The sequence below is a fragment of the Enterobacter sp. BWH64 genome (genome assembly GCF_001037645.1).
GTDB lineage: Bacteria > Pseudomonadota > Gammaproteobacteria > Enterobacterales > Enterobacteriaceae > Enterobacter > Enterobacter hormaechei_C.
This window is the reverse complement of the sequence record NZ_KQ089922.1, coordinates 946,140-971,631: the sequence shown is the minus strand read 5'-3', so window position 1 is coordinate 971,631 and position 25,492 is coordinate 946,140. Positions and strand designations below refer to the sequence as shown.

Genomic DNA, 25,492 nt, shown 5'->3' with positions numbered 1-25,492 from the left:
AGACTGGTTTTATCACGGTTTCTGTGGATAACTCTGTTCACAAGAGTATTTCAGACATAATAGAAAACGTCCCCAACGAAGCACTTCGCTGTGGATAATCTGGAGATGAAGAAGAATTTGGAGCGGGAAACGAGACTCGAACTCGCGACCCCGACCTTGGCAAGGTCGTGCTCTACCAACTGAGCTATTCCCGCTTGGGTGTTCTGGTGCTGGCGTACCTTGCGATACTTTTCAAATTTTGGAGCGGGAAACGAGACTCGAACTCGCGACCCCGACCTTGGCAAGGTCGTGCTCTACCAACTGAGCTATTCCCGCAAATCTGTACTGCTTTTGTTGCTGTCGTAACGTGTAATTCTCTGTCGTTACGGGAGGCGCATTATACGAGAAATCCGTTTAGCTGCAACCCCCCTCAAAGCGATTTTTTTGAAATTCAGTTCAAGTGCTTATTTAATCGGCAAGCTGAACAATTTAGCGACAAAAACCCGGCCACGCAAGGCGCCGGATCGCAAAATCAGAGCTTAATAAAGTTTTCGCGATAGTACGCCAGCTCCGCAACAGACTCCCGGATGTCGTCCATCGCCTGGTGCGTCCCCTGCTTTGTGAAGCCGTCGAGAATTTCCGGTTTCCATCGGCGGGCCAGCTCTTTCAGGGTGCTCACATCCAGATAGCGGTAGTGGAAGTAGGACTCCAGCTCCGGCATGTACTTAAACAGGAAACGACGATCCTGACCGATGCTGTTGCCACAGATAGGCGATTTTCCTGCCGGCACCCACTGCTTCAGAAATTCAAGCGTCGCCAGCTCCGCTTCGCGGTCGCCCAGGGTGCTGGCCTTCACGCGTTCCACCAGCCCGCTGCCGGTATGGGTACGCACGTTCCACTCATCCATCAGCGCAAGCTGGTCATCGGACTGGTGAACGGCAATCGTTGGGCCTTCCGCCAGAATATTGAGATTGGCATCGGTGACCAGTGTGGCGATCTCAATAATGCGATCGCGCTCGGGATCCAGGCCGGTCATCTCCAGATCGATCCAAATCAGGTTGTTTTCGTCCGCGCTCATGTTATTTTCCACCCTTCTCGCATAACCGGCAGTAGCAGGTTAACTAGTATTAATTAGAGTGTATCATAGAGGTTTTGCCCGCTACGGGCGACCAGGAGCCAGCGCGATTGAGTAAAAATAAACTCTCCAAAGGGCAGCAGCGCCGCGTGAATGCAAATCACCAGCGCCGTCTTAAAACCACTACGGAGAAGCCCGATTACGACGACAACCTGTTTGGCGAAGCGACAGAAGGCGTTGTGATTAGCCGCTTCGGCATGCACGCCGATGTCGAATCCGCCGACGGGGATATCCACCGTTGCAATATCCGTCGCACCATCCGTTCCCTGGTGACCGGTGACCGCGTGGTCTGGCGTCCAGGCAAAGAGGCGGCGGAAGGGGTAACGGTTAAAGGCATCGTTGAAGCCGTGCACGAACGCACGTCGGTTCTGACCCGTCCGGATTTCTACGACGGCGTGAAGCCTATTGCCGCCAACATCAACCAGATAGTGATCGTTTCAGCGATTTTGCCTGAGCTTTCGCTCAATATTATTGACCGTTATCTGGTGGCCTGCGAAACGCTACAGGTTGAGCCGCTCATCGTGCTGAATAAAATCGATCTGCTGGATGACGAGGCCATGGCCTTTGTAAATGAGCAGATGGATATTTACCGCAACATTGGCTATCGCGTGTTGATGGTTTCCAGCCGCACCAAAGATGGCCTGAAGCCGTTAGAAGATGCGCTGACCGACCGCATCAGCATCTTTGCGGGGCAGTCCGGCGTAGGTAAATCGAGCCTGCTTAACAACCTGCTCGGCCTTCAGCAGGAGATCCTGACCAACGATGTGTCTGACGTCTCGGGCCTGGGCCAGCACACCACCACTGCCTCACGTCTCTATCACTTCCCGCACGGTGGCGATGTGATTGACTCCCCGGGCGTGCGTGAGTTTGGTCTCTGGCACCTCGAGCCGGAACAAATCTTTAACGGATTTGTCGAATTCCATGACTATTTAGGCGCTTGCAAATACCGCGACTGTAAACATGACAACGATCCGGGCTGCGCTATCCGCGAAGCGGTAGAGAACGGAGAAATTGCGGAAACCCGTTTCGAAAATTACCACCGTATTCTCGAAAGCATGGACCAGGTAAAAACGCGTAAAAACTTTTCTGATTCTGATAACTGACAACTAAGCTAAGCGTCGCTAAAATCGTCCCCTTTTTTCAGGTTCCGGCAGCGTAATGCCGGATCAGGAACGACAAAACAATGGCCTGGAGGCTACCTTGTTAAACTCATTTAAACTTTCGCTTCAATACATTCTGCCGAAACTGTGGCTCACTCGCCTGGCGGGCTGGGGCGCGAGCAAACGAGCGGGCTGGCTGACCAAACTGGTCATCGACCTGTTCGTGAAATACTACAAGGTCGACATGAAAGAAGCGCAGAAGCCGGATACGGCAAGCTACCGCACCTTCAACGAATTTTTTGTGCGTCCGCTGCGCGACGAAGTGCGCCCGCTGAATACCGACCCGAACGTGCTGGTGATGCCAGCGGACGGCGTGATCAGCCAGCTGGGTAAAATTGAAGACGACAAAATTTTGCAGGCGAAAGGCCATAACTACAGCCTTGAAGCGCTGCTGGCCGGTAACTACATAATGGCCGATCTGTTCCGTAACGGGACTTTCGCGACCACCTATCTCTCCCCACGCGACTACCACCGCGTGCATATGCCGTGTAATGGTATTCTGCGCGAGATGATCTACGTGCCGGGGGATCTGTTCTCCGTAAACCACCTGACGGCGCAAAACGTTCCTAACCTGTTTGCCCGTAACGAGCGCGTCATCTGCCTGTTTGATACTGAATTTGGCCCAATGGCGCAGATTCTGGTGGGTGCTACCATTGTAGGCAGCATCGAAACCGTCTGGGCGGGCACCATTACGCCGCCGCGCGAAGGCGTGATCAAGCGCTGGACCTGGCCTGCCGGCGAAGAAGAAGGTTCTGTGGCCCTGCTGAAAGGTCAGGAAATGGGTCGCTTCAAGCTGGGCTCAACGGTCATCAACCTGTTCGCACCGGGCAAAGTTAACCTGGTCGACGAGCTGGAAAGCCTGTCCGTGACCAAACTCGGCCAGCCTCTGGCAGTATCGACGGAGGTCTTTGTGACGCCAGAGGTTGCGCCTGCCCCGTTGCCGGAAGAAGAGATCAAAGCCGAGCACGACGCCAGCCCGCTGGTTGACGACAAAAAAGACGAAGGCTAACAACAGAAGGATCGCTGACGTGCGCCCGATTATCGTATTACTGATGGCCTGGTGCCTCAGCATGGGGGCGTACGCAGCGACGGCCCCCGACGCCAAACAGATAACCCAGGAGCTGGAGCAGGCAAAAGCGGCGAAACCCGCTCAGCCGGAGACCGTTGAGTCGCTCCAGTCTGCACTGAACGCGCTTGAGGAACGAAAGGGTTCCCTTGAGCGCGCGCAGCAGTACCAGCAGGTTATCGACAACTTCCCCAAACTCTCTCAGACCCTGCGCTCGCAGCTAAACAACCTGCGCGATGAACCACGCCAGGTCCCCGCGGGGATGACGTCCGAGGCGCTGAATCAGGAGATCCTGCAAGTCAGCAGCCAACTGCTGGAAAAAAGCCGTCTGGCGCAGCAGGAGCAGGAACGGGCGCGTGAAATTGCCGATTCCCTCAGCCAGCTTCCACAGCAGCAAACCGATGCCCGCCGTCAGTTAAATGAGGTGGAACGCCGCATCGGGACGCAGACAGGCAGCACACCGCAGAATCAGGCGCAAAATCTTGGGTTGCAGGCGGAATCCGCCAGACTAAAAGCGCTGGTTGATGAACTGGAGCTGGCGCAGCTTTCCGCTAACAACCGCCAGGAGCTGTCGCGGATGCGTTCCGAGCTGGCGCAGAAGCAGAGCCAGCAGCTGGATGCATATCTCCAGGCGCTGAGAAATCAACTCAACAGCCAGCGTCAGCGTGAAGCTGAACGTGCGCTGGAAAGCACCGAGTTACTGGCCGAAAACAGTGCTAACCTGCCCGACAGCATCGTCGCCCAGTTTAAGGTTAACCGCGAGCTTTCTGCCGCGCTGAATCAGCAGGCGCAGCGCATGGATTTGGTGGCCTCGCAGCAGCGTCAGGCCACCAATCAAATCCTCCAGGTTCGTCAGGCGCTCAACACGCTGCGTGAACAGTCCCAGTGGCTTGGCTCGTCTAACCTGTTGGGCGAAGCGTTACGCGCGCAGGTGGCTCGTCTGCCAGAGATGCCAAAACCGCAGCAGCTTGATACGGAGATGGCGCAGTTGCGCGTTCAGCGTCTTCATTATGAGGATCTCCTCAACAAGCAGCCGCAAATCCGCCAGATCCGTCAGGCTGACGGACAGCCGCTCACCGGCGAGCAAAGTCGTATTCTGGAAGCGCAGCTGCGCACCCAACGCGAACTGCTCAATTCCCTGTTGCAGGGAGGCGATACGCTGATCCTTGAGCTGACTAAGCTGAAAGTCTCGAATAGCCAGCTGGAGGATGCGCTGAAAGAGGTCAACGAAGCCACGCACCGTTACCTTTTCTGGACGTCCGACGTGCGGCCGATGACCTTCGCCTGGCCGATTGAGATTGTGCAGGATCTGCGCCGCCTCATTTCGCTGGACACCTTCAGCCAGCTGGGCCTCGCCAGCGTAATGATGATAACCAGCAAGGAGACCATCTTCCCGCTGCTGGGGGCGCTGATTCTGGTGGGCTTCAGTATTTATTCCCGTCGTCACTTCACCCGTTTCCTTGAGCGCTCCAGCGCCCGAGTGGGAAAAGTAACCCAGGATCACTTCTGGCTGACGTTGCGTACTGTGTTCTGGTCAATTCTGGTCGCGTCTCCGCTGCCGGTGCTGTGGATGACGCTCGGATACGGCCTGCGTGAAGCCTGGCCCTACCCGCTTGCCGTCGCGATTGGCGATGGCGTGACCGCCACCGTTCCGCTGCTGTGGGTGGTGATGATTTGCGCCACGTTTGCGCGGCCAAATGGTCTGTTCATCGCTCACTTTGGCTGGCCGCGTAATCGCGTTGCGCGGGCGATGCGTTACTACCTGATGAGTATCGGGCTGATTGTGCCGCTGATTATGGCGTTGATCATGTTCGATAATCTCAATGACCGGGAGTTCTCCGGCTCGCTGGGACGGCTGTGCTTTATGCTGATCTGCGGGGCGTTAGCGGTAGTGACGCTCAGCCTGAAACGCGCCGGGATCCCGCTCTATCTCGACAAGACCGGCAGCGGCGATAACATGTTTAACCGTCTGCTGTGGAACCTGCTGCTCAGCGCGCCGCTGGCGGCGATGCTGGCGGCAGCGGTCGGTTATCTCGCCACGGCGCAGGCGCTGCTCGCCCGACTGGAAACGTCGGTGGCTATCTGGTTCCTGCTGCTGGTGGTCTACCATGTTATTCGCCGCGGCATGCTGATCCAGCGTCGTCGTCTGGCGTTTGACCGTGCCAAACACCGTCGCGCAGAAATTCTGGCCCAGCGCGCGCGGGGTGAAGAAGAGCCGAACCACGTCAACAGCACCGAAGGGACCACAGACGCCGATGACGTCGAACTGGATCTGGATGCGATCAGTACCCAGTCCCTGCGGCTGGTACGCTCAATTCTGATGCTGGTTGCCCTGCTGTCGGTGATCTTCCTGTGGTCGGAAATCCACTCCGCGTTTGGCTTCCTGGAGAACATCTCTTTATGGGATGTGACGTCCACGGTGCAGGGGGTCGAAAGTCTGGAGCCCATCACCTTAGGGGCCGTGCTGATTGCGATTCTGGTGCTGATCATCACCACGCAGCTGATCCGTAACTTCCCTGCCCTGCTGGAGCTGGCGCTGTTGCAGCATCTGGATTTAACCCCCGGCACGGGCTATGCGATCACCACCATCACCAAGTATTTAATCATGCTGTTTGGTGGGCTGGTTGGCTTCTCGATGATTGGTATCGAATGGTCAAAACTGCAATGGCTGGTTGCCGCCCTGACCGTAGGCCTGGGTTTTGGTTTACAGGAGATTTTTGCCAACTTCGTCTCTGGTCTGATCATTCTGTTTGAAAAGCCGATTCGAATTGGCGATACGGTGACCATCCGCGATCTCACCGGCAGCGTCACCAGGATCAACACCCGCGCCACCACCATCAGCGACTGGGACCGTAAAGAGATCATCGTCCCGAACAAGGCGTTTATCACCGAGCAGTTTATCAACTGGTCGCTGTCCGACTCCGTCACGCGTGTGGTGCTGACCGTACCCGCTCCGTCGGATGCCAACAGCGAAGAGGTAACGCAGATCCTCTATACGGCTGCTGAACGCTGTTCGCTGGTAATCGACAACCCGCCGCCGGAAGTGTTCCTGGTTGATTTGCAGCAGGGGATCCAGATTTTCGAGCTGCGTATCTACGCCGCCGAGATGGGACACCGTATGCCGCTGCGCCATGAGATCCACCAGTTGATTCTGGCTGGCTTCCGCGAGCACGGAATTGATATGCCGTTCCCACCGTTCCAGATGCGTCTGGAAACGCTGGACGGACGTAAGACGGGAAGAACGTTGACGTCAGCGGCGCGTACGCGCCCGGCGGGAAGTTTGTAATCCTTTCCCCCTCCCCGTCGGGAGGGGGTCAATCCTTTACGCCACTTCTGCTACACAGGCCGTCGAGCGACGACGGTAATGCTCATAAATCCCCATTGCCAGCAGCGAGAAGAAGATCGGTCCGCCAACCATCCACAGCGTGCTGTTCCAGTCATTTGCCTCAACCACGGGCTGAATGACGGTAAAGATGTTGGCGAACGCGACGACCAGCACCACAACAGTGGTCGCCAGCAGCGTCGCCGCGCGGGTTTTGAAGATCACAAACGGCCGCTCCAGATCCCGCTTCGCCTTAAAGAACGGGAACGCCAGGGTCAGGAACAGATACGGAAGCGTCATCGATACGTTCGCCATCAGGGTCAGCTTGTTATAGAACGCCGACGCGGTATCACCGCCGAAGGACACCAGCAGAATGAACACGCACACCAGCAGGCACTGCATCCACATCGCGTTGGCAGGCATACCGGCAGCGTTCAGCTGCGTCATACGTGCGGGCCACAGCGCCTTTGGCGTCCCCTGAATAATCGCTTTCAGCGGCGAGTAGATCAGCGTGAAGAATGCGCCAGTATAGGCGAGGAACATCGACAAGCCAGTAATCCGCGCAAACCAGATCCCCAGGGTGGCCGACGTTTCCGGCGCGAGATCCATGGCGTTGCCCAGCGTCACCCCCAGGCTTTTCATCAGCACGTAGGTAATGTTGCCGAGGTTGGTGGTGTTATTACTTAACATCTGCTGCCAGTTGGTGCTGACGCCCCAGAGGAAAATCGCCAGTGAGTAGCCAATAGAAATGACGATGGCGGCAAAGATAATACCTTTGGCGAAGTTCTTTTCCGGATTTTCGGTTTTGTCGACCAGCCCGCCCACGGCTTCAATTCCACCGTAAGCAAAGATGGCAAACACCACAAAGGAGAGCATGGCCAGCCCGGACTGGTAACCCGGATTAGGCGATGAAACGAAGTTGACTTCCTGTGCGAAATGCCCGCCGTTCAGGCACAGAATAGCGATGCTGACCAGCAGCAGCACCAGGTTCAGGCACATCACGGAAATGCCGCCAACGGCAGTGATACGGGCAATTTTGTTGATGCCTTTCGAGGCCACCAGGGTGACCACCACCATCCAGCACACTGCCAGAATACCGACCACCTGCGTGGAGCTCAGCCCCGCCAGAGACCAGACCTGCGTTTTATCCGCACCGAAGAGAAACGTTGAGAACGGCACCCAAACCTTGGCCGCCGTGCTGACCATCCAGACGACGTAGGATGAAAACCACATGAACGTACCGATAAACGCGTAACGCGGACCGACGCTGTTGTTCATCCACGAATAGATGCCGCCCTCTTCTTTCCGGTACGCCGAGCCCATCTCCGCCATCATCAGCGCAAACGGGATAAAGAAGAACAGAGCGGAAACGATATAAAACGGCGTCGCGCTGTAGCCCATCAGATAAAACGCGGACGGGCTATTGGCAAAGCCAAAGACTGACGTAAAAATCATCAGAATGAGCCCGGTAAGGGTCATTTTTTTGAGTGAGTGAGACATATAACCATCCGAAACGGAATTAAACTGCGCGGATGGTAGCAGATGACCAGACAAACAATGTGGCTATCCGAGTCAAATTAAGAAAAAGACCCGTATAGAGAGAAATGAGCAGTTTTTAATGTGGCAGAGTTAAATGACCGAGCAGGCCGGGTAAGCGCAGCGCCACCCGGCATTTTTTCAGGCGCGATCGACCGTAAAGGCAATCACATCGCCCAGGTGCTCGGCACCCAGCGCCAGCATGACCAGGCGATCCACACCCAGCGCCACGCCGGAGCAGTCCGGCAGACCGGCTTTAAGCGCTTCCAGCAGATGAGTATCAATCGGCTGCTGCGGCAGACCGCGCGCGTTGCGCTTGCGGTTATCCTGCTCGAAACGCTGCTGCTGTTCGCGCGCGTCGGTCAGCTCGTGGAAACCGTTCGCCAGCTCGATGCCTTTGAAATACACCTCAAAACGCTCCGCCACGCGGTGATCTTCGGTGCTGATCTGCGCCAGTGAGGCCTGGCTGGCCGGGAAGTGATAGACAAACGTCGGACGATCTTTGCCAATCTGCGGTTCAACACCAAAGGTGAACAGCAGTTGCAGCAGCATGTCGCGATCCTCTTCGTTATCCGCTACGTTGCTCAGATCCAGTTTTGCCGCCACTTCACGCAGCTGTGTTTTATCAGCCGACAGTGGATCGATTTCCAGATGGCGCTGGAAGGCCTGCTGATAGGAGAGCGTTTCAGCTTCCGCGCAATCCAGCACCTGTTGCAGCAGATCGTCAACTTCGTTCATCAGACGATACATGTCGTAGTGCGGGCGGTACCACTCCAGCATGGTGAATTCCGGATTATGGTGTCGGCCCATCTCTTCATTACGGAAGCTACGGCACAGCTGATAGACCGGACCACACCCGGCCGCCAGCAGACGCTTCATATGGTATTCCGGGCTGGTCATCAGATACAGATTCATGCCCTGAGAGTGGCCTGGGCCAACAAAACGGGTTTCAAACGGGACCAGATGAATATCCGTGACCGTCGCCTGACTCATGCACGGCGTTTCCACCTCCAGGACGCCGCGGTCGGCAAAGAAACGGCGGATCTCCGCCATAATTGCTGCGCGCTTTAGCAGGTTTGGAATGGATGCGCTCGGCTGCCAGGTGGCCGTTTCGCTCATGAGTTATTTCTCCGTTTTCAGACAAGGGCACGAAGTCTACTCGTAAGCCGGGGCAGAGACAAATTTTGCACAGTAAAAGTCCCTTTTCATTGCACAGAGAAATACTGTGACGCCATTCATTAATCACGATGATAAATCACCGCACAGAACAGCAAAAAAATCGAACACGTCAAATTTCCCTCACTTCTACGCGGTTATACTGTTTTACCCATAAAGGAGCAGTGGAATCGCTTCCGCAATCGCCCGTTCGGGCAGGTGAACGTCCTTTAGTTCATCCCGTTGCGGGAAAACAAAAATCTGGAGGAATGTCGTGCAAACTTTTCAAGCCGATCTTGCCGTAATAGGCGCTGGCGGGGCTGGATTACGCGCTGCAATTGCTGCGGCACAAGCCAATCCGAACGCTAAAATCGCACTGATTTCAAAAGTCTATCCGATGCGCAGCCACACGGTAGCCGCAGAAGGAGGATCCGCCGCCGTCGCGCAGGATCATGACAGCTTCGAATACCATTTCCACGACACGGTTGCAGGGGGCGACTGGCTTTGCGAACAGGATGTCGTTGATTACTTCGTGCACCATTGCCCAACGGAAATGACCCAGCTGGAACAGTGGGGATGCCCGTGGAGCCGCCGTCCGGACGGGAGCGTCAACGTCCGCCGCTTCGGTGGCATGAAGATCGAACGCACCTGGTTTGCCGCCGATAAGACCGGCTTCCACATGCTGCACACCCTGTTCCAGACCTCCCTCCAGTTCCCACAAATCCAGCGCTTTGACGAACATTTCGTTCTCGACATTCTGGTCGACGACGGTCATGCGCGCGGACTGGTGGCGATGAACATGATGGAAGGCACGCTTGTCCAGATCCGCGCTAAGGCGGTGGTGATGGCAACGGGCGGTGCGGGTCGCGTATACCGCTACAACACCAACGGCGGCATCGTCACCGGTGACGGTATGGGCATGGCGCTCAGCCACGGCGTCCCGCTGCGTGATATGGAGTTCGTCCAGTATCACCCAACCGGCCTGCCGGGCTCCGGCATACTGATGACGGAAGGCTGCCGCGGTGAAGGCGGTATTCTGGTCAACAAAAACGGCTATCGCTATTTGCAGGATTACGGCATGGGTCCGGAAACCCCGCTTGGCGAGCCGAAAAACAAATACATGGAACTCGGCCCACGCGACAAAGTTTCTCAGGCTTTCTGGCACGAGTGGCGCAAAGGCAACACCATCTCAACGCCGCGCGGCGACGTGGTGCATCTCGACCTGCGTCATCTCGGCGAGAAGAAACTGCTGGAGCGTCTGCCGTTTATCTGCGAGCTGGCGAAAGCCTATGTGGGCGTCGATCCGGTGAAAGAGCCGATCCCGGTGCGTCCAACCGCGCACTACACCATGGGCGGTATCGAAACCGACCAGCAGTGCGAAACCCGCATCAAAGGGCTGTTTGCGGTGGGCGAGTGTTCCTCCGTCGGTCTGCACGGCGCAAACCGTCTGGGCTCGAACTCGCTGGCTGAGCTGGTGGTCTTTGGTCGCATGGCGGGCGAACGTGCGATGGAGCGTGCCGCAACGGCAGGTGAAGCTAACAGCGCGGCGCTGGATGCGCAGGTTGCAGACGTCGAAAAACGCCTGAAAGACCTGGTGAACCAGGAAGGTAACGAAAACTGGTCGAAGATCCGCGACGAAATGGGGCTGTCGATGGAAGAAGGCTGCGGGATCTACCGTACGCCAGAGCTGATGCAGAAAACCGTCGACAAGCTGGCCGAGTTGCAGGAGCGCTTCAAACGCGTGCGCATCACCGACACCTCCAGCGTCTTCAATACCGATCTGCTTTATACCATTGAACTGGGCCACGGCCTGAACGTCGCAGAATGTATGGCCCATTCCGCCCTGGCGCGTAAAGAGTCCCGCGGCGCGCACCAGCGCCTGGATGAGGGCTGCACCGAACGTGACGACGTCAATTTCCTTAAACACACTCTCGCCTGGCGCGATGCGGATGGCACTACGCGACTGGACTACAGCGACGTGAAAATCACCACGCTGCCACCGGCGAAACGCGTGTACGGTGCAGAAGCAGAAGCCGCCGATAAGAAGGAGAAGGCGAATGGCTGAGATGCAAAAACTGAAAATTGAAGTGGTGCGCTACAATCCGGAAGTGGACGCCGCGCCGCACAGCGCTTTCTATGAAGTCCCTTACGACGAGCAAACCTCCCTGCTGGATGCGCTCGGCTATATCAAAGATAACCTGGCCCCAGACCTGAGCTACCGCTGGTCCTGCCGCATGGCAATTTGCGGCTCCTGCGGCATGATGGTCAACAAGGTGCCAAAGCTGGCGTGTAAAACCTTCCTGCGTGATTACACCAAAGGTATCAAGGTTGAAGCGCTGGGCAACTTCCCAATTGAGCGCGATCTGGTGGTGGACATGACCCACTTTATCGAAAGCCTCGAAGCGATTAAGCCGTACATCATCGGCAACCCGCGCACGCCGGATCAGGGGCCAAACACCCAGACGCCCGCGCAGATGGCGAAATACCATCAGTTCTCCGGCTGCATCAACTGCGGCCTGTGCTACGCCGCCTGTCCGCAGTTTGGCCTGAACCCTGAGTTTATCGGCCCGGCCGCCATTACCCTGGCGCACCGTTATAACGAAGACAGCCGCGACCACGGCAAAAAAGAACGTATGGCCCAGCTGAACAGCCAGAACGGGGTCTGGACCTGCACGTTTGTCGGTTACTGCTCCGAAGTCTGTCCGAAGCATGTCGACCCGGCCGCCGCCATTCAGCAGGGAAAGGTGGAAAGCTCGAAAGACTTTCTTATCGCTACCCTGAAACCACGCTAAGGAGTGCATGATGACGACTAAACGCAAAGCCTACGTGCGACCAATGCCGTCCACCTGGTGGAAAAAACTGCCGTTTTATCGCTTCTATATGCTGCGTGAAGGCACGGCTGTTCCCGCGGTCTGGTTCAGCCTCGAACTGCTGTACGGGGTTTATGCCCTCAAGCACGGCCCGGAAGCCTGGGCCAGTTTTGTGGGCTTCCTGCAAAACCCAATCATCGTTGTGCTGAACCTGATTGTGCTCGCCGCCGCGCTGCTTCATACCAAAACCTGGTTTGAACTGGCGCCAAAAGCAGCGAACATCATTGTAAAAGGCGAAAAAATGGGGCCAGAGCCGGTCATTAAAGGGCTCTGGGCAGTGACGGCAGTTGTCTCTGTGGTCATTCTGTTTGTCGCACTGTTCTGGTAAGGAGACTACTGTGATCAATCCAAATCCAAAACGTTCAGACGAGCCGGTCTTCTGGGGGCTGTTTGGCGCAGGCGGCATGTGGAGCGCCATTATTGCTCCGGTCATTATCCTGCTGGTCGGGATCATGCTGCCGCTGGGGCTGTTCCCGGGCGATGCGCTGAGCTATGAGCGCGTACTGGCCTTTGCGAGCAGCTTTATTGGCCGCGTGTTCATCTTCCTGATGATCGTCCTGCCGCTGTGGTGTGGTCTGCACCGTATCCACCATGCGATGCACGATCTGAAAATCCATGTGCCAAGCGGTAAATGGGTCTTCTACGGTCTGGCGACCATTCTAACGGTCGTCACGTTGATTGCCGTGGTCACCATCTGACTGAACAGGCCCGCCATCCGGCGGGCTTTTTACTTTTTCATCTTCTCCACCAGCCACCGTGAAAATTCGCGCATGGCTGGCGTTTCTGCCCGGGACTGCAATCGGGTCAGCCAGTAGCTGCCGAGCTCAATCTGCGTCGCAAAGGGCTGCACAATGCGCTCGCTGGCTAACAGATGGGTAAACATATCGACAGGCGCAATAGCAATACCCACCCCTGCCTGAGCGGCCTCCAGCATGGTCACGGACGAATCAAATACCATCACGCGGTGCGTTGGCGAAGGGGGATGCTCACCGGCCGCCTGCATCCACGCGGTCCACTCGTCGCGTCGGTAGGAGCGCAGCAGCGTAAACCTGAGGATGTCGGCCGGACTGTGCAGACTGGCGGCAATATCAGGCGTACACAGCGGCGCGAGCGGCGCATGACAAAGAAATTCAGCCTCGGTACCGTGCCACGCCCCGCCACCGTAGCGGATCGTATAGTCAAGCCCTTCGGCAGCCGGATCAACGCGGTTGTTATGGGTGGAAAGCTGAAGATCGATGTGTGGGTAGCCACGGCGAAAATCCTCCAGCTGCGAGAATAAGACCCCGGTGGCAAACGTACCCACCACGCCGATTTTCAGCTTCTCCTGCGCACGATGGTTAGCGAAGCGATCCAGCATTCCGGCTATACGATCGAACGAATCATTCAGCACCGGCAGTAAATTTTCGCCCTCGGTAGTCAACATCAGCCCGCGCGACACGCGAACGAACAGCTTACAGTTCAGGTGCTGCTCCAGCGTTTTCACATGCTGGCTAATAGCCGAATGCGTCACGTTCAGTTCAATGGCCGCATGCGTAAAGCTGAGATGTCTTGCGGCAGCCTCAAAAGCCCGAAGCGAATTGAGGGGGAGATAGCTTCGCGTCATGGTCGCTTCCGTTAGAAAAATTAACAGCTAATGCTAAATTTAACCGTTTGTCAGGCACTGTCAAATCCAACAGACTACGCCTGTCTGACGGGCCCGGACATCCCCTTGACTCGCTATTACGGAAGATTACTGATGATGAAAAAATCCCTTTGCTGCGCCCTGCTGCTCGGCATTTCTTGCTCTGCTCTCGCCACGCCAGTGTCAGAAAAACAGCTGGCGGAGGTGGTCGCGAATACGGTTACCCCGCTGATGAAAGCCCAGTCTGTTCCAGGCATGGCGGTGGCCGTTATTTATCAGGGAAAACCGCACTATTACACGTTTGGCAAGGCCGATATCGCGGCGAATAAACCCGTTACGCCTCAGACCCTGTTCGAGCTGGGTTCTATAAGTAAAACCTTCACCGGCGTGTTAGGTGGAGATGCCATTGCTCGCGGTGAAATTTCGCTGGACGATCCGGTGACCAGATACTGGCCACAGCTGACGGGCAAGCAGTGGCAGGGTATTCGTATGCTGGATCTCGCCACCTACACCGCTGGCGGCCTGCCGCTACAGGTACCGGATGAGGTCACGGATAACGCCTCCCTGCTGCGCTTTTATCAAAACTGGCAGCCGCAGTGGAAGCCTGGCACAACGCGTCTTTACGCCAACGCCAGCATCGGTCTTTTTGGTGCGCTGGCGGTCAAACCTTCTGGCATGCCCTATGAGCAGGCCATGACGACGCGGGTCCTTAAGCCGCTCAAGCTGGACCATACCTGGATTAACGTGCCGAAAGCGGAAGAGGCGCATTACGCCTGGGGCTATCGTGACGGTAAAGCGGTGCGCGTTTCGCCGGGTATGCTGGATGCACAAGCCTATGGCGTGAAAACCAACGTGCAGGATATGGCGAACTGGGTCATGGCAAACATGGCGCCGGAGAACGTTGCTGATGCCTCACTTAAGCAGGGCATCGCGCTGGCGCAGTCGCGCTACTGGCGTATCGGGTCAATGTATCAGGGTCTGGGCTGGGAGATGCTCAACTGGCCCGTGGAGGCCAACACGGTGGTCGAGGGCAGCGACAGTAAGGTAGCGCTGGCGCCGTTGCCCGTGGCAGAAGTGAATCCACCGGCTCCCCCGGTCAAAGCGTCCTGGGTCCATAAAACGGGCTCTACTGGCGGGTTTGGCAGCTACGTGGCCTTTATTCCTGAAAAGCAGATCGGTATTGTGATGCTCGCGAATACAAGCTATCCGAACCCGGCACGCGTTGAGGCGGCATACCATATCCTCGAGGCGCTACAGTAAAACATTGCCGGGTGGCGCTGCGCTTACCCGGCCTATACAACGCGTGAACTTTGTAGGCCGGGTAAGGCGAAGCCGCCACCCGGCAAAACACCCTACACAATCTCCCGCATTTTCCCTGCTGTCATCTACACTTAACAAAAAACAGTAAGGAAACTCCTATGCGCATTCTGCCTGTTATTGCCGCAGTAACAGCCGCGTTTTTAGTGGTTGCTTGCAGTTCCCCTACTCCTCCGCCTGGCGTCACGGTAGTCAGTAATTTCGACGCACAGCGCTTCCTCGGCAACTGGTATGAAATCGCCCGAATGGACCATCAGTTCGAACGGGGCTTAGAAAAAGTCACGGTCAGCTACAGCGCGATGGATGACGGCGGGATCCGGGTCATTAACCGCGGCTATAACCCGGATCGCCAGATGTGGCAGCAGTCAGTTGGTCAGGCCTATTTCACCGGCGCGTCTAACCGCGCGGCCATGAAAGTCTCTTTCATCGGCCCATTCTACGGCGGGTATAACGTCATTGCGCTGGACAGAGAGTACCGCCATGCGCTGGTGTGTGGGCCGGATCGCAACTATCTGTGGCTCCTCTCCCGCACGCCAACGATCTCGACGGAAATGAAACAGCAGATGCTGGACATAGCGACCCGGCAAGGGTTTGACGTGACGAAATTAATCTGGGTAAAACAGCTGCATTAGTGCGTACTGAGTTTTAACCCGATGATACCCGCGACGATTAACGCGAGGCTGGCGATGCGCGCCAGACTCGCAGACTCCCCCAGCAGCAGAATGCCGGTAATGGCAGCCCCTACCGCGCCAATTCCAGTCCAGACAGCGTAAGCCGTTCCGACTGGCAAGGTTCGCATCGCCCATGACAGCATGACGATACTGACAATCATTGCGGCGATAGTGATGACGCTGGGCGTCAGGCGGGTAAAACCGTGGGTATATTTCAGGCCAATTGCCCATACCACTTCGAGCAAACCGGCAATAACAAGAACGATCCAGGACATATCAGGCTCCTTAACTTAACGACAAGTTGGGGCCGTCCCCGATGAATGAAGCGCTTACGGGTCGTCCCGCAAGGCTGAGGTTGCGCCTTATATTTTGGTTAGCATGGAATTTTTTTTCAAACTTTTTCTGCTGAACACGTTAAGGCAAGAAATAGCCTCAGTAAGGCACGGAGTTCAGGCATTTATGACTCATCCGACTTCTCTATGATGATAGGCTTTCTGATGGCAGGAAGCCAAACCACTAGCCGACTGCGAAAATTATATGTTCAAAATTCTTTTGATTGACCGTTGTCACTTCACCCGCACGGGATTTGAAGCCTGGCTCAATCATTCAGACCTGTTTTCGGGTCATTTCGTCGTAACCGGGGTAAATAATCTTTTCCTCGCCAGAGAGCATATCCTGCAATGGAAACCTGCGCTGGTCATCGCTGATTTATCGGGCTTCCGGCAGGATTTACACCATTTTCAGCAGCTATCTTCCCTGCTTATTGCCAGCGAAACATTGCCTTTTATTATGCTGCAATCGGGGCAGGAGCAGGAGATGACAGATTATCTGGCGCAGTTCCCGATATGGTCTTCACTTTCCAAAAATACCGATCTGGAAAAACTGGCGGCGGTGATAAACGACGCGCTAACGACATGCGTAAGCGCGGAGCTTCCGGAAATGGCGGCACCGTTACTGACGCGTCAGGAAGAGAGAGTACTGACCCTGTGGATGGATGGTGCGAGCAACCAGAAAATTGCCAGCAATCTGCGCATTAACGGAAAAACGGTGTATACGTACAAACGCAATATCCGCATGAAGCTTCATATGGATACGCGTTACTCCCCGTTTTTATCGCTACAGGAAGTGGAGAATTGACGGTACGGTGAAGTTAGCTGCCGTACCGTCGCTTTCATTAGTTCTGAGCTTTAGTTGCTGCGCCAGAAATCGCGTTACCACCGTCGGAGATATCTTCCCCTACGCCACGGGTGGTGTTACATGCAGTCAGTACCGAAGAAAGCACCAGAACAGAAAAGATCGCTGCAATTGTTTTCTTAACCATAATATCTTCCTTTTATAGCCAAAGTTATTTTGTGTATAGCAACTTAAGAATAGACAAGATCTTGTCGTTTGACGGAAAAGGAAGAATTTTTAGGAAAATTAAACGGAATTAGCTGGCCGCATGGGAAATGATATGGCCGAGATCCTGAATATCTTCGCCCACGCCACGCGCGGTGTTGCAACCGGAGAGAATTGCGCTGGAGAACGCTAACAGAAGCAGAATTTTAACGGTACGTTTCATCTTCCCTGCCTGCAAAATCAGGCGCAGCGGGCGCTGCGCCTTTAATCATGACGTAAATTACTTCACGCGGGATACGTATTCGCCGGAGCGGGTATCCACTTTGATCACTTCACCGATCTGTACGAACAGTGGCACTTTAACCACCGCGCCGGTAGACAGGGTGGCAGGCTTGCCGCCAGTACCTGCGGTATCACCTTTCAGACCTGGATCGGTTTCAACGATTTCCAGCTCAACGAAGTTCGGAGGCGTAACCGCGATAGGCTGACCGTTCCACAGGGTAACGATGCACTCAGCCTGATCCAGCAGCCACTTGGCGTTGTCGCCAATCGCTTTCGCGTCCGCAGACAGCTGCTCGAAGGTTTCGTTGTTCATGAAGTGCCAGAACTCACCGTCGTTGTACAGGTAAGTCAGGTTCATATCGACAACATCAGCGCCTTCAGCGGAGTCAGTAGATTTGAAGGTTTTCTCAACACGGGTACCGGTCAGCAGGCGGCGCAGCTTAACGCGTGCGAATGCCTGGCCTTTACCTGGTTTAACGAATTCGCTGGCTTCAACCGCGTACGGTTCGCCGTCCATCATGATTTTAAGACCAGCACGAAAATCGTTGCTATAGTACGTTGCCATAAGGCCCTCTAAATTTGTTAACTGGTAGCTAAGCCACAAAATGGCGCATATTGTAACCCTAAACACCCCGTCCAGAGAAGATTGGTTATCGCAACTTGCCGATGTAATCACCAGTCCTGATGAATTGCTGCGTCTTTTAGACCTCGAACAGCACGAAGCGTTGCGTGCAGGTCGTGAGGCGAAGCGCCTTTTCGCCCTGCGCGTTCCCCGCGCGTTTGTTGCCCGAATGGAAAAGGGTAACCCTGATGATCCATTATTAAAACAGACGCTTACCTCTCAGGATGAGTTTATTACCGCCCCCGGATACAGCACCGATCCGCTGGAAGAGCAAAACAGTGTCGTACCGGGTTTGCTGCATAAATACCGTAATCGCGCCCTGCTGCTGGTTAAGGGTGGTTGCGCGGTAAATTGCCGCTATTGCTTCCGTCGCCACTTCCCGTACGCCGAAAATCAGGGCAATAAACGCAACTGGCAGGTGGCACTGGACTACATCGCGGCGCACCCGGAGCTGGATGAAATCATCTTTTCCGGCGGCGACCCGCTGATGGCAAAAGATCATGAGCTGGACTGGCTGCTGACTCAGCTTGAGACCATCCCGCACATTAAGCGTCTGCGCATTCACAGCCGTTTACCGATCGTCATCCCGGCGCGTATCACCGACGCCCTGGTCACGCGCCTGGAGCAGTCCCGTTTGCAGGTGCTGCTGGTGAACCATATCAACCACGCAAATGAAATTGACGCGCACTTTCGTGCGGCGATGGCGCGTATGCGAAAGGCAGGCGTGACGCTGCTCAACCAGAGCGTATTACTGCGCGGCGTGAACGACAGCGCCCGCGTGCTGGCCGATCTCAGCAATGCCTTATTTGATGCGGGCGTAATGCCCTATTACCTGCATGTTCTGGATCGCGTCCAGGGCGCGGCGCACTTCATGGTGACAGATGAAGAGGCCCGGAAGATTATGCACGAGCTGTTAACGCTGGTTTCGGGTTATATGGTGCCGAAGCTGGCACGTGAGATTGGCGGAGAGCCGAGTAAGACGCCGCTGGATTTGCAGCTACGGCAGCAGTAAAAAGGCAGGTGGCGCTACGCTTACCTGCCCTGGAGATAAAGCGGCAGCGCCATCAAAAAGTTATATCAGTTCGGGCACTTATAGACCTGGCCGTTCATCTGGCTGGCGGTTGGCACAAAGCTGGACAGCATCCCCTGCGTCGGGCTGCTCACCCCGTAAATCACATTGCCGCCCATTGCCGCAGCCTGATTACGCAGGGCATTGGCCGCACCGCGCATAGAGCCGCCCTCTTCGCCGTGCTGCCCCGACATCCAGTTGCTTTGCTCGCCAGTGGCGGTGCCTAACAGCTGGCATTCGCTGCCCGGCTTATCTTCCACAAAGCGAACGCTCTGGCCCGCTGCCGTCAGCTCATTGCTGGTGCTACAACCCGCCAGCAGCAATGCTGCACCTACAATCCCTGCACAGACTTTTATGCGCATGTTATTCCTCGTTTTCAATAAGCTGGACAGTAGTTGTCCGCGTGTAAACCTTATACTAAAAAGATGACCAAAAGAAAAATGCTGAGCATTTCTGCGAGCCAGATTCCGCTGGCACTCCTCCGACATCTTAAATGAATTCTGATAATAACCTTTGGGATATCGTGTTTTAGCCCCCGATCGTTTTTAGTGATGCGACGTACAACTTTTGTACGCGACTCAAAAAAGGGGGTTTCATGAGTGCATCATCCTCAGGAGAGGAAAAAGTAACCTGGGTGGGCTATCTGGCGTTCGTGCTCACTATCGTATTTTTCTCAGGTTTTTTCGCCAAAAGTACTGAATGGTGGCGCGTGCTGGATTTTACCGTGCTGAACGGCAGCTTTGGACCGGTGAACGGCGCGCTGACGTTTCGCGGTGAGGGCGGCACAGGAGCGAAAGACGGTTTTTTATTTGCCCTTGAACTGGCGCCCTCGGTCATTTTATCGCTCGGGATCATTGCCGTTACCGAGGGGCTGGGCGGGCTGCGTGCCGCACAACAGCTCATGACGCCCATTCTGCGCCCGCTGCTCGGCGTGCCGGGCATCTGCTCTCTGGCGCTTATCGCCAACCTGCAAAATACCGATGCAGCCGCAGGGATGACCAAAGAGTTGACTGACGAAGGGGCGATTACTGACCATGAACGCGCCATTTTCGCCACCTTCCAGACCAGCGGTAGCGCCATTATTACCAACTATTTTTCTTCTGGTGCCGCACTCTTTACCTTTATTACCGTCCCGGTGATCACGCCGCTTGCCGTCATTCTGGTGTTCAAATTTGTTGGCGCGAACTTCCTGCGACTGTGGATCGCCCACATGGAAGTTCGCCGCGTTCAGGAGGAAAGATGATCGCCCAGCCGCGTAAAAATATCATGGACCTGTTTATCGATGGCGCCCGCCGCGGCTTTACCATCGCCACCACCAGCCTGCTGCCGAACGTGGTCATGGCGTTTGTCATCATTCAGGCGCTCAAGGTAACCGGCCTGCTGGATATTGTCGGCAGGGTATGCGAGCCCATCATGGCCCTGTGGGGGCTTCCGGGTGCGGCGGCAACGGTTCTTCTGGCCTCGGTAATGAGCATGGGCGGCGGTGTGGGGGTCTGCGCCAGTCTGGTCGCTGCCGGCACGCTCAACGGTCACGATGCCACCATCCTGCTGCCCGCCATCTATCTGATGGGTAATCCGGTGCAAAACACGGGCCGTTGCCTTGGCACCGCAGGCGTCAACCCGAAGTATTATCCGCACATCATCACTATCTGCGTCATTAACGCCCTGCTCTCAATGTGGGTGATGCAGCTACTCTTCTGAGGAGATAAAAATGGATTTTTCAGTGCTGGAACCGCACCTTTTCCGCAATGCGCAGCTTTACGCTCCCGAGGAGCTTGGGCATTGCGATCTGCTGATTGCCGGAGGAAAAATCGTCGCAGTCGAAAAAGCGGGCCACGCCACAACGAGGCCAGACTGTCCTGAAAGCGATCTCGCCGGAGCGGTGGTTTGTCCGGGGTTTATCGATCAGCATGTACACCTGATTGGCGGCGGCGGTGAAGCCGGTCCCCACACCCGGACGCCAGAGGTGCGATTGTCTGCGCTGGTGGCGGCTGGCATCACCTCCGTTGTTGGCCTGCTGGGCACCGACGGCGTGACCCGCCATCCCGAGTCGCTGCTGGCGAAAACGCGGGCGCTTGAGCATGAAGGGATCAGCACGTGGATGCTGACAGGCGCGTATGGCCTGCCTTCTCCGACGATTACCGGCAGTATCGAAAAGGATGTGGCGCTGATTGATAAAATCATTGGCGTGAAATGCGCGATTTCCGACCATCGCTCTTCCGCGCCGGCAGATGACCAGCTCGCGAATATGGCCGCCCAGTCACGCGTCGGCGGGCTGCTGGGTGCCAAAGCGGGGATATCCGTGTTTCACCTCGGCAACAGCCCGAAACTGCTGGAGCCGCTGCTTAACATCCTGAATAACGCCGACGTGCCCCGCACGAAGCTGCTGCCAACTCACGTCAACCGCGCCCAGGCACTGTTCCACGCCGCACTGGACTATGCCCGCGAAGGGGGGTACATCGACATCACCACCAGCATCAGCGAGCCTGTTGATGCCGCCACCGCTATCGCGACGGCCCGTGAAGCACAGGTGCCGTTTAACCGGCTCATGCTCAGCTCGGATGGCAACGGCAGCCAGCCGAATTTTGACGCAAATGGTAATCTTGTTGGCATTGGCGTGGCGGGATTTGAATCCCTGCTTGAGACGCTACAGCAGCTGGTCGGCCGGTATCACCTGCCGCTGGAGGAGGCGCTTCTGCCGTTTACGCGTAACGTGGCGGAGTTTCTCGGCCTGGAGTATAAAGGGCGGATCGCGCCCGGATGCGATGCCGACGTCCTGGTCCTGACCGATGATCTGAAGATCCGCGAGGTCTGGGCGAAAGGCCGCCAGATGGTGAGTGGAGGCGTTGTGTGCGTGAAAGGCACCTTCGAGTAGAAGACAATAAAAAACCCCGGGCATTGCTGCCCGGGGTTCGTTCTGAGAGGTTCAGAACAACATGATTACATCATGCCGCCCATGCCACCCATGCCGCCCATACCACCAGCAGCACCTAAGTCAGGCGCGTCGCCTTTAGGCAGGTCGGTCACCATGCACTCGGTCGTGATCATCAGACCAGCTACAGATGCCGCGTATTGCAGTGCAGAACGGGTCACTTTAGTTGGATCCAGGATACCGAAGTCGATCATGTTGCCGTATTCTTCAGTTGCCGCGTTGTAACCGTAGTTACCTTCACCCGCTTTCACGTTGTTCGCAACCACAGACGGCTCTTCACCGGCGTTGGACACGATCTGACGCAGAGGAGCTTCCATCGCGCGCAGCGCAACTTTGATACCCACGTTCTGGTCTTCGTTCTGAGCAGTCAGGCCAGCCAGTTTAGCGGCTACACGCACCAGCGCGACACCACCACCAGCAACCACGCCTTCTTCTACCGCAGCACGGGTCGCGTGCAGGGCATCGTCAACGCGTGCTTTCTTCTCTTTCATTTCAACTTCGGTAGCCGCACCGACTTTGATTACCGCTACGCCGCCTGCCAGTTTCGCTACGCGCTCCTGGAGTTTTTCACGGTCGTAATCGGAAGTTGCTTCTTCGATCTGCTTACGGATCTGACCAACACGGCCCTGAATAGCAGCTTCTTCACCCACACCGTCGATGATGGTGGTGGTGTCTTTGTTGATCACAACGCGTTTCGCCTGGCCCAGGTCTTCCAGGGTCGCTTTTTCCAGCTCCATACCGATCTCTTCGGAGATCACGGTACCGCCAGTCAGGGTAGCGATATCCTGAAGCATCGCTTTACGACGATCGCCGAAGCCAGGTGCTTTAACCGCTGCCACTTTCACGATGCCACGCATGGTGTTAACCACCAGAGTCGCCAGCGCTTCGCCTTCAACGTCTTCAGCAATGATTACCAGCGGCTTGCCTGCTTTCGCAACGGCTTCCAGCACTGGCAGCATTTCGCGGATGTTGGAGATTTTCTTGTCAGCCAGCAGGATGAACGGGCTTTCCAGCTCAACAGCGCCAGTTTCTGGCTTGTTGATGAAGTATGGAGACAGGTAACCGCGATCGAACTGCATACCTTCAACCACGTCCAGTTCGTCTTCCAGACCAGTACCGTCTTCAACGGTGATCACGCCTTCTTTACCGACTTTATCCATCGCTTCAGCGATCAGTTTACCTACGGTTTCGTCGGAGTTAGCGGAGATAGTACCAACCTGAGCAATGGCTTTAGAGTCAGAGCACGGTACGGACAGCGCTTTCAGTTCTTCAACAGCAGAGGCGACAGCTTTGTCGATACCACGTTTCAGATCCATTGGGTTCATGCCCGCAGCAACGGCTTTCAGGCCTTCGGTGATGATCGCCTGCGCCAGTACGGTCGCGGTGGTGGTACCGTCACCGGCAGCGTCGTTCGCTTTAGAGGCAACTTCTTTCACCATCTGTGCGCCCATGTTTTCGAACTTGTCTTCCAGCTCGATTTCACGTGCAACAGAAACACCATCTTTGGTGATGGTTGGCGCGCCGAAGGATTTGTCCAGCACTACGTTACGGCCTTTCGGGCCCAGAGTGACTTTCACTGCGTCTGCCAGTACGTTTACGCCGCGGAGCATTTTTACACGAGCGTCGTTACCGAATTTTACGTCTTTAGCTGCCATGTTCTTATTTCCTCAAATTCGTACAGTTTCGTGCGTTAATTACGCTTCAACAATTGCCAGAATGTCGCTCTCGGACATGATCAACACTTCTTCATTGTCGATCTTCTCGGATTTCACGCCGTAGCCATCGTTGAAAATGACGATGTCACCAACTTTAACGTCCAGTGGCTGCACAGTTCCGTTTTCCAGGATGCGGCCCTTACCGACAGCGATGATTTCGCCACGCGTTGATTTTGCTGCTGCTGAACCGGTCAGAACGATGCCGCCAGCAGACTTGGTTTCAACTTCTTTACGTTTGACGATCACACGATCATGTAACGGACGAATACTCATTGATAGCTCTCCTTTGAGAAAGTCATTATCAGTTATGGATGACGCCGGTCCGCATGCGGTTTTCCGGCTAGTGCCCTGAGAGATGGGGATAGCTTTTTACCCCTTCAAGGGGTAATCGAAAAAAAATTTGCGAAAGTGTTACCATCCACTCTCTTTTGATGGTGGCGGGACGAGGTAAATGAGTGGACTCAGGCAGGAGTTGGGGCTGGCGCAGGGCATTGGCTTACTCTCAACGTCTTTATTAGGCACGGGGGTATTTGCGGTTCCCGCGCTGGCGGCATTGGTTGCCGGCAATAACAGTCTTTGGGCATGGCCGGTGCTGATCGTACTGGTGTTTCCGGTGGCGATTGTCTTTGCCATACTCGGGCGGCACTTCCCGAGCGCAGGCGGCGTAGCGCATTTTGTCGGCATGGCGTTTGGGCCGCGGATGGAGCGCGTCACCGGCTGGCTATTTTTGTCGGTGATACCCGTTGGCCTTCCGGCAGCCCTGCATATCGCAACCGGCTTCGGACAGGCGCTGTTTGGCTGGCACGATGAACAGTTGCTGCTGGCTGAACTCGGTACGCTGGCGATTGTCTGGTGGGTAGGCTCACGCGGGGCCAGTTCCAGCGCCAATCTGCAAACGCTGGTCGCCGTGTTAATTGTCGCGCTGATCGTCGCCATCTGGTTTGCGGGTGACATTACCGTGGCGGATATTCCTTTCCCCGCGATTAACGACATCGACCACGCACAGCTTTTCGCTGCACTATCCGTTATGTTCTGGTGTTTCGTCGGTCTGGAGGCGTTCGCTCATCTGGCATCCGAGTTTAAACAGCCCGAGCGTGATTTCCCCCGCGCCCTGATGATTGGCCTGCTGCTGGCGGGTACCGTGTACTGGGCCTGTACCGTACTGGTGCTGCACTTCAACGCGTTCGGTGAAGAGAAAGCCGCCGCCGCGTCGCTGCCGGGCATCGTGGTGCAGCTGTTTGGCGTTAAGGCCCTGTGGGTAGCCTGCGTGATTGGCTATCTCGCCTGCTTTGCCAGCCTCAACATCTATATTCAGAGCTTCGCCCGGCTGGTGTGGTCTCAGGCACTTTATAAACCGGATAGCCCCCTCTCACGCCTGTCAAAGCGTCAGCTTCCGGTGAATGCGCTGAATACCGTACTGGGCTGCTGCGTGGTGAGTTCCCTGGCCATTTATCTCCTCGACATCAACCTTGACGCGCTGATTGTCTACGCCAACGGTATTTTCATCATGATCTACCTGCTGTGCATGCTGGCGGGCTGTCGGCTACTGAAAGGACGCTTTAAGGCGCTGGCGGCTGTCGGGTGTGTCCTGTGCCTGATGCTGCTGGCGATGGTAGGATGGAAGAGTGTGTACGCCATCGTCATGCTGGCGGGGCTGTGGGTGTTTTTACCGAAGCGGCAAAAGCCGCAGGCCCGGTGAGCG

At 55.8% G+C, this 25,492-nt stretch carries 26 protein-coding genes and 2 tRNA genes; 15 read left to right on the top strand and 13 right to left on the bottom strand.

What is annotated here, in order from left to right; translation table 11 throughout:
• Positions 1–118: 118 nt before the first annotated feature.
• From SK50_RS04665 to orn, 3 genes are all read right to left on the bottom strand, one after another.
• Positions 119–194 (bottom strand) — tRNA-Gly (locus SK50_RS04665).
• Between the two features lie 45 nt (positions 195–239).
• Positions 240–315 (bottom strand) — tRNA-Gly (locus tag SK50_RS04660).
• 196 nt (positions 316–511) lie between these two features.
• Entirely contained in the window at positions 512–1,057 is a 546-nt protein-coding gene (gene orn, locus SK50_RS04655) for an oligoribonuclease (protein ID WP_003855965.1), read from the bottom strand.
• Positions 1,058–1,164: 107 nt separating this feature from the next.
• Between orn and rsgA the strand changes: the two genes are divergently transcribed.
• The 3 genes from rsgA to mscM all read left to right on the top strand — a co-directional run bounded on the left by rsgA (position 1,165) and on the right by mscM (position 6,626).
• Positions 1,165–2,217, top strand: coding sequence for a small ribosomal subunit biogenesis GTPase RsgA (gene rsgA, locus SK50_RS04650; RefSeq protein WP_003855964.1), 1,053 nt, complete (start codon positions 1,165–1,167; stop codon positions 2,215–2,217).
• A 97-nt stretch (positions 2,218–2,314) separates the two neighbouring features.
• Positions 2,315–3,283: an archaetidylserine decarboxylase gene (asd, locus tag SK50_RS04645; RefSeq protein ID WP_026080660.1), complete on the top strand. Its 969-nt coding sequence runs from the start codon at positions 2,315–2,317 to the stop codon at positions 3,281–3,283.
• A gap of 19 nt (positions 3,284–3,302) precedes the next feature.
• Complete coding sequence (gene mscM / locus SK50_RS04640) at positions 3,303–6,626, top strand: miniconductance mechanosensitive channel MscM (protein WP_045344776.1); 3,324 nt, start codon at positions 3,303–3,305, stop codon at positions 6,624–6,626.
• 36 nt (positions 6,627–6,662) lie between these two features.
• Here the strand turns inward: mscM and yjeM are convergent, their stop codons facing one another.
• Both yjeM and epmA read right to left on the bottom strand, forming a co-directional pair.
• Positions 6,663–8,162: a glutamate/gamma-aminobutyrate family transporter YjeM gene (gene yjeM / locus SK50_RS04635; RefSeq protein ID WP_015572460.1), complete on the bottom strand. Its 1,500-nt coding sequence runs from the start codon at positions 8,160–8,162 to the stop codon at positions 6,663–6,665.
• Between the two features lie 177 nt (positions 8,163–8,339).
• On the bottom strand, positions 8,340–9,317 hold the full coding sequence (gene epmA / locus SK50_RS04630) for an elongation factor P--(R)-beta-lysine ligase (protein ID WP_017694682.1): 978 nt from the start codon (positions 9,315–9,317) through the stop codon (positions 8,340–8,342).
• 310 nt (positions 9,318–9,627) lie between these two features.
• Here epmA and frdA point away from each other — a divergent pair, with 310 nt between their 5' ends.
• From frdA to frdD, 4 genes are read left to right on the top strand one after another with little or no spacing between them, the layout of a single operon-like run.
• Positions 9,628–11,418 (top strand): fumarate reductase (quinol) flavoprotein subunit, encoded by a 1,791-nt coding sequence (gene frdA, locus SK50_RS04625; RefSeq protein WP_017383963.1) that lies wholly within the window; start codon positions 9,628–9,630, stop codon positions 11,416–11,418.
• Positions 11,411–12,145 (top strand): fumarate reductase iron-sulfur protein, encoded by a 735-nt coding sequence (frdB, locus tag SK50_RS04620; RefSeq protein WP_006810403.1) that lies wholly within the window; start codon positions 11,411–11,413, stop codon positions 12,143–12,145. The genes frdA and frdB overlap by 8 nt, the downstream gene beginning before the upstream one ends.
• A 10-nt stretch (positions 12,146–12,155) precedes the next feature.
• The gene (gene frdC, locus SK50_RS04615; RefSeq protein ID WP_017383964.1) at positions 12,156–12,551 is read left to right on the top strand and encodes a fumarate reductase subunit FrdC; all 396 of its coding nucleotides are present in this window, start codon (positions 12,156–12,158) and stop codon (positions 12,549–12,551) included.
• Positions 12,552–12,561: 10 nt separating this feature from the next.
• A complete protein-coding gene (gene frdD / locus SK50_RS04610) occupies positions 12,562–12,921 on the top strand; it encodes a fumarate reductase subunit FrdD (protein WP_000609653.1) in 360 nt (119 codons plus the stop codon).
• 29 nt (positions 12,922–12,950) lie between these two features.
• Here the strand turns inward: frdD and ampR are convergent, their stop codons facing one another.
• On the bottom strand, positions 12,951–13,826 hold the full coding sequence (gene ampR, locus SK50_RS04605) for a LysR family transcriptional regulator AmpR (protein ID WP_017383965.1): 876 nt from the start codon (positions 13,824–13,826) through the stop codon (positions 12,951–12,953).
• A 132-nt stretch (positions 13,827–13,958) separates the two neighbouring features.
• Between ampR and SK50_RS04600 the strand changes: the two genes are divergently transcribed.
• Positions 13,959–15,104, top strand: a complete 1,146-nt coding sequence (locus SK50_RS04600) for a cephalosporin-hydrolyzing class C beta-lactamase ACT-17 (RefSeq protein ID WP_017694683.1) — start codon at positions 13,959–13,961, stop codon at positions 15,102–15,104.
• Positions 15,105–15,262: 158 nt separating this feature from the next.
• Positions 15,263–15,793 (top strand): lipocalin family protein, encoded by a 531-nt coding sequence (locus SK50_RS04595; protein WP_017694684.1) that lies wholly within the window; start codon positions 15,263–15,265, stop codon positions 15,791–15,793.
• Here the strand turns inward: SK50_RS04595 and sugE are convergent.
• Positions 15,790–16,107, bottom strand: a complete 318-nt coding sequence (gene sugE, locus SK50_RS04590; protein WP_015572453.1) for a quaternary ammonium compound efflux SMR transporter SugE — start codon at positions 16,105–16,107, stop codon at positions 15,790–15,792. The genes SK50_RS04595 and sugE overlap by 4 nt on opposite strands.
• 262 nt (positions 16,108–16,369) lie before the next feature.
• Here sugE and SK50_RS04585 point away from each other — a divergent pair, with 262 nt between their 5' ends.
• Positions 16,370–16,969 (top strand): helix-turn-helix transcriptional regulator, encoded by a 600-nt coding sequence (locus tag SK50_RS04585; protein ID WP_032104122.1) that lies wholly within the window; start codon positions 16,370–16,372, stop codon positions 16,967–16,969.
• Positions 16,970–17,006: 37 nt separating this feature from the next.
• Here SK50_RS04585 and ecnB read toward each other — a convergent pair whose 3' ends face one another.
• The 3 genes from ecnB to efp form a co-directional block, all read right to left on the bottom strand.
• Positions 17,007–17,153, bottom strand: coding sequence for a lipoprotein toxin entericidin B (gene ecnB, locus SK50_RS04580; RefSeq protein WP_003855942.1), 147 nt, complete (start codon positions 17,151–17,153; stop codon positions 17,007–17,009).
• 108 nt (positions 17,154–17,261) lie between these two features.
• Positions 17,262–17,393 (bottom strand): entericidin A/B family lipoprotein, encoded by a 132-nt coding sequence (locus SK50_RS04575; RefSeq protein WP_015572451.1) that lies wholly within the window; start codon positions 17,391–17,393, stop codon positions 17,262–17,264.
• 57 nt (positions 17,394–17,450) lie between these two features.
• Entirely contained in the window at positions 17,451–18,017 is a 567-nt protein-coding gene (gene efp / locus SK50_RS04570) for an elongation factor P (RefSeq protein WP_003855940.1), read from the bottom strand.
• Between the two features lie 40 nt (positions 18,018–18,057).
• Here efp and epmB point away from each other — a divergent pair, with 40 nt between their 5' ends.
• Positions 18,058–19,086: an EF-P beta-lysylation protein EpmB gene (gene epmB, locus SK50_RS04565; protein WP_045344779.1), complete on the top strand. Its 1,029-nt coding sequence runs from the start codon at positions 18,058–18,060 to the stop codon at positions 19,084–19,086.
• Positions 19,087–19,151: 65 nt separating this feature from the next.
• Here epmB and SK50_RS04560 read toward each other — a convergent pair whose 3' ends face one another.
• A complete protein-coding gene (locus SK50_RS04560) occupies positions 19,152–19,505 on the bottom strand; it encodes a DUF4156 domain-containing protein (protein ID WP_003855938.1) in 354 nt (117 codons plus the stop codon).
• 233 nt (positions 19,506–19,738) lie between these two features.
• On the opposite strand from SK50_RS04560, the gene SK50_RS04555 reads away from it, so the two are divergent.
• From SK50_RS04555 to iadA, 3 genes are read left to right on the top strand one after another with little or no spacing between them, the layout of a single operon-like run.
• The gene (locus SK50_RS04555) at positions 19,739–20,386 is read left to right on the top strand and encodes a nucleoside recognition domain-containing protein (RefSeq protein WP_015572449.1); all 648 of its coding nucleotides are present in this window, start codon (positions 19,739–19,741) and stop codon (positions 20,384–20,386) included.
• Complete coding sequence (locus SK50_RS04550) at positions 20,383–20,844, top strand: YjiG family protein (RefSeq protein WP_015572448.1); 462 nt, start codon at positions 20,383–20,385, stop codon at positions 20,842–20,844. Before SK50_RS04555 ends, SK50_RS04550 begins: the two co-directional genes overlap by 4 nt.
• 10 nt (positions 20,845–20,854) lie before the next feature.
• On the top strand, positions 20,855–22,018 hold the full coding sequence (gene iadA, locus SK50_RS04545) for a beta-aspartyl-peptidase (RefSeq protein WP_045344780.1): 1,164 nt from the start codon (positions 20,855–20,857) through the stop codon (positions 22,016–22,018).
• Between the two features lie 65 nt (positions 22,019–22,083).
• Here iadA and groL read toward each other — a convergent pair whose 3' ends face one another.
• Positions 22,084–23,730 carry a chaperonin GroEL gene (groL, locus tag SK50_RS04540; RefSeq protein ID WP_015572446.1) on the bottom strand — a complete coding sequence of 549 codons (1,647 nt, stop codon included), beginning with the start codon at positions 23,728–23,730 and terminating at the stop codon, positions 22,084–22,086.
• Positions 23,731–23,769: 39 nt separating this feature from the next.
• On the bottom strand, positions 23,770–24,063 hold the full coding sequence (locus tag SK50_RS04535; RefSeq protein WP_003855929.1) for a co-chaperone GroES: 294 nt from the start codon (positions 24,061–24,063) through the stop codon (positions 23,770–23,772).
• A 178-nt stretch (positions 24,064–24,241) separates the two neighbouring features.
• On the opposite strand from SK50_RS04535, the gene yjeH reads away from it, so the two are divergent.
• Entirely contained in the window at positions 24,242–25,489 is a 1,248-nt protein-coding gene (gene yjeH, locus SK50_RS04530) for an L-methionine/branched-chain amino acid transporter (RefSeq protein WP_017383970.1), read from the top strand.
• Positions 25,490–25,492 lie beyond the last annotated feature (3 nt).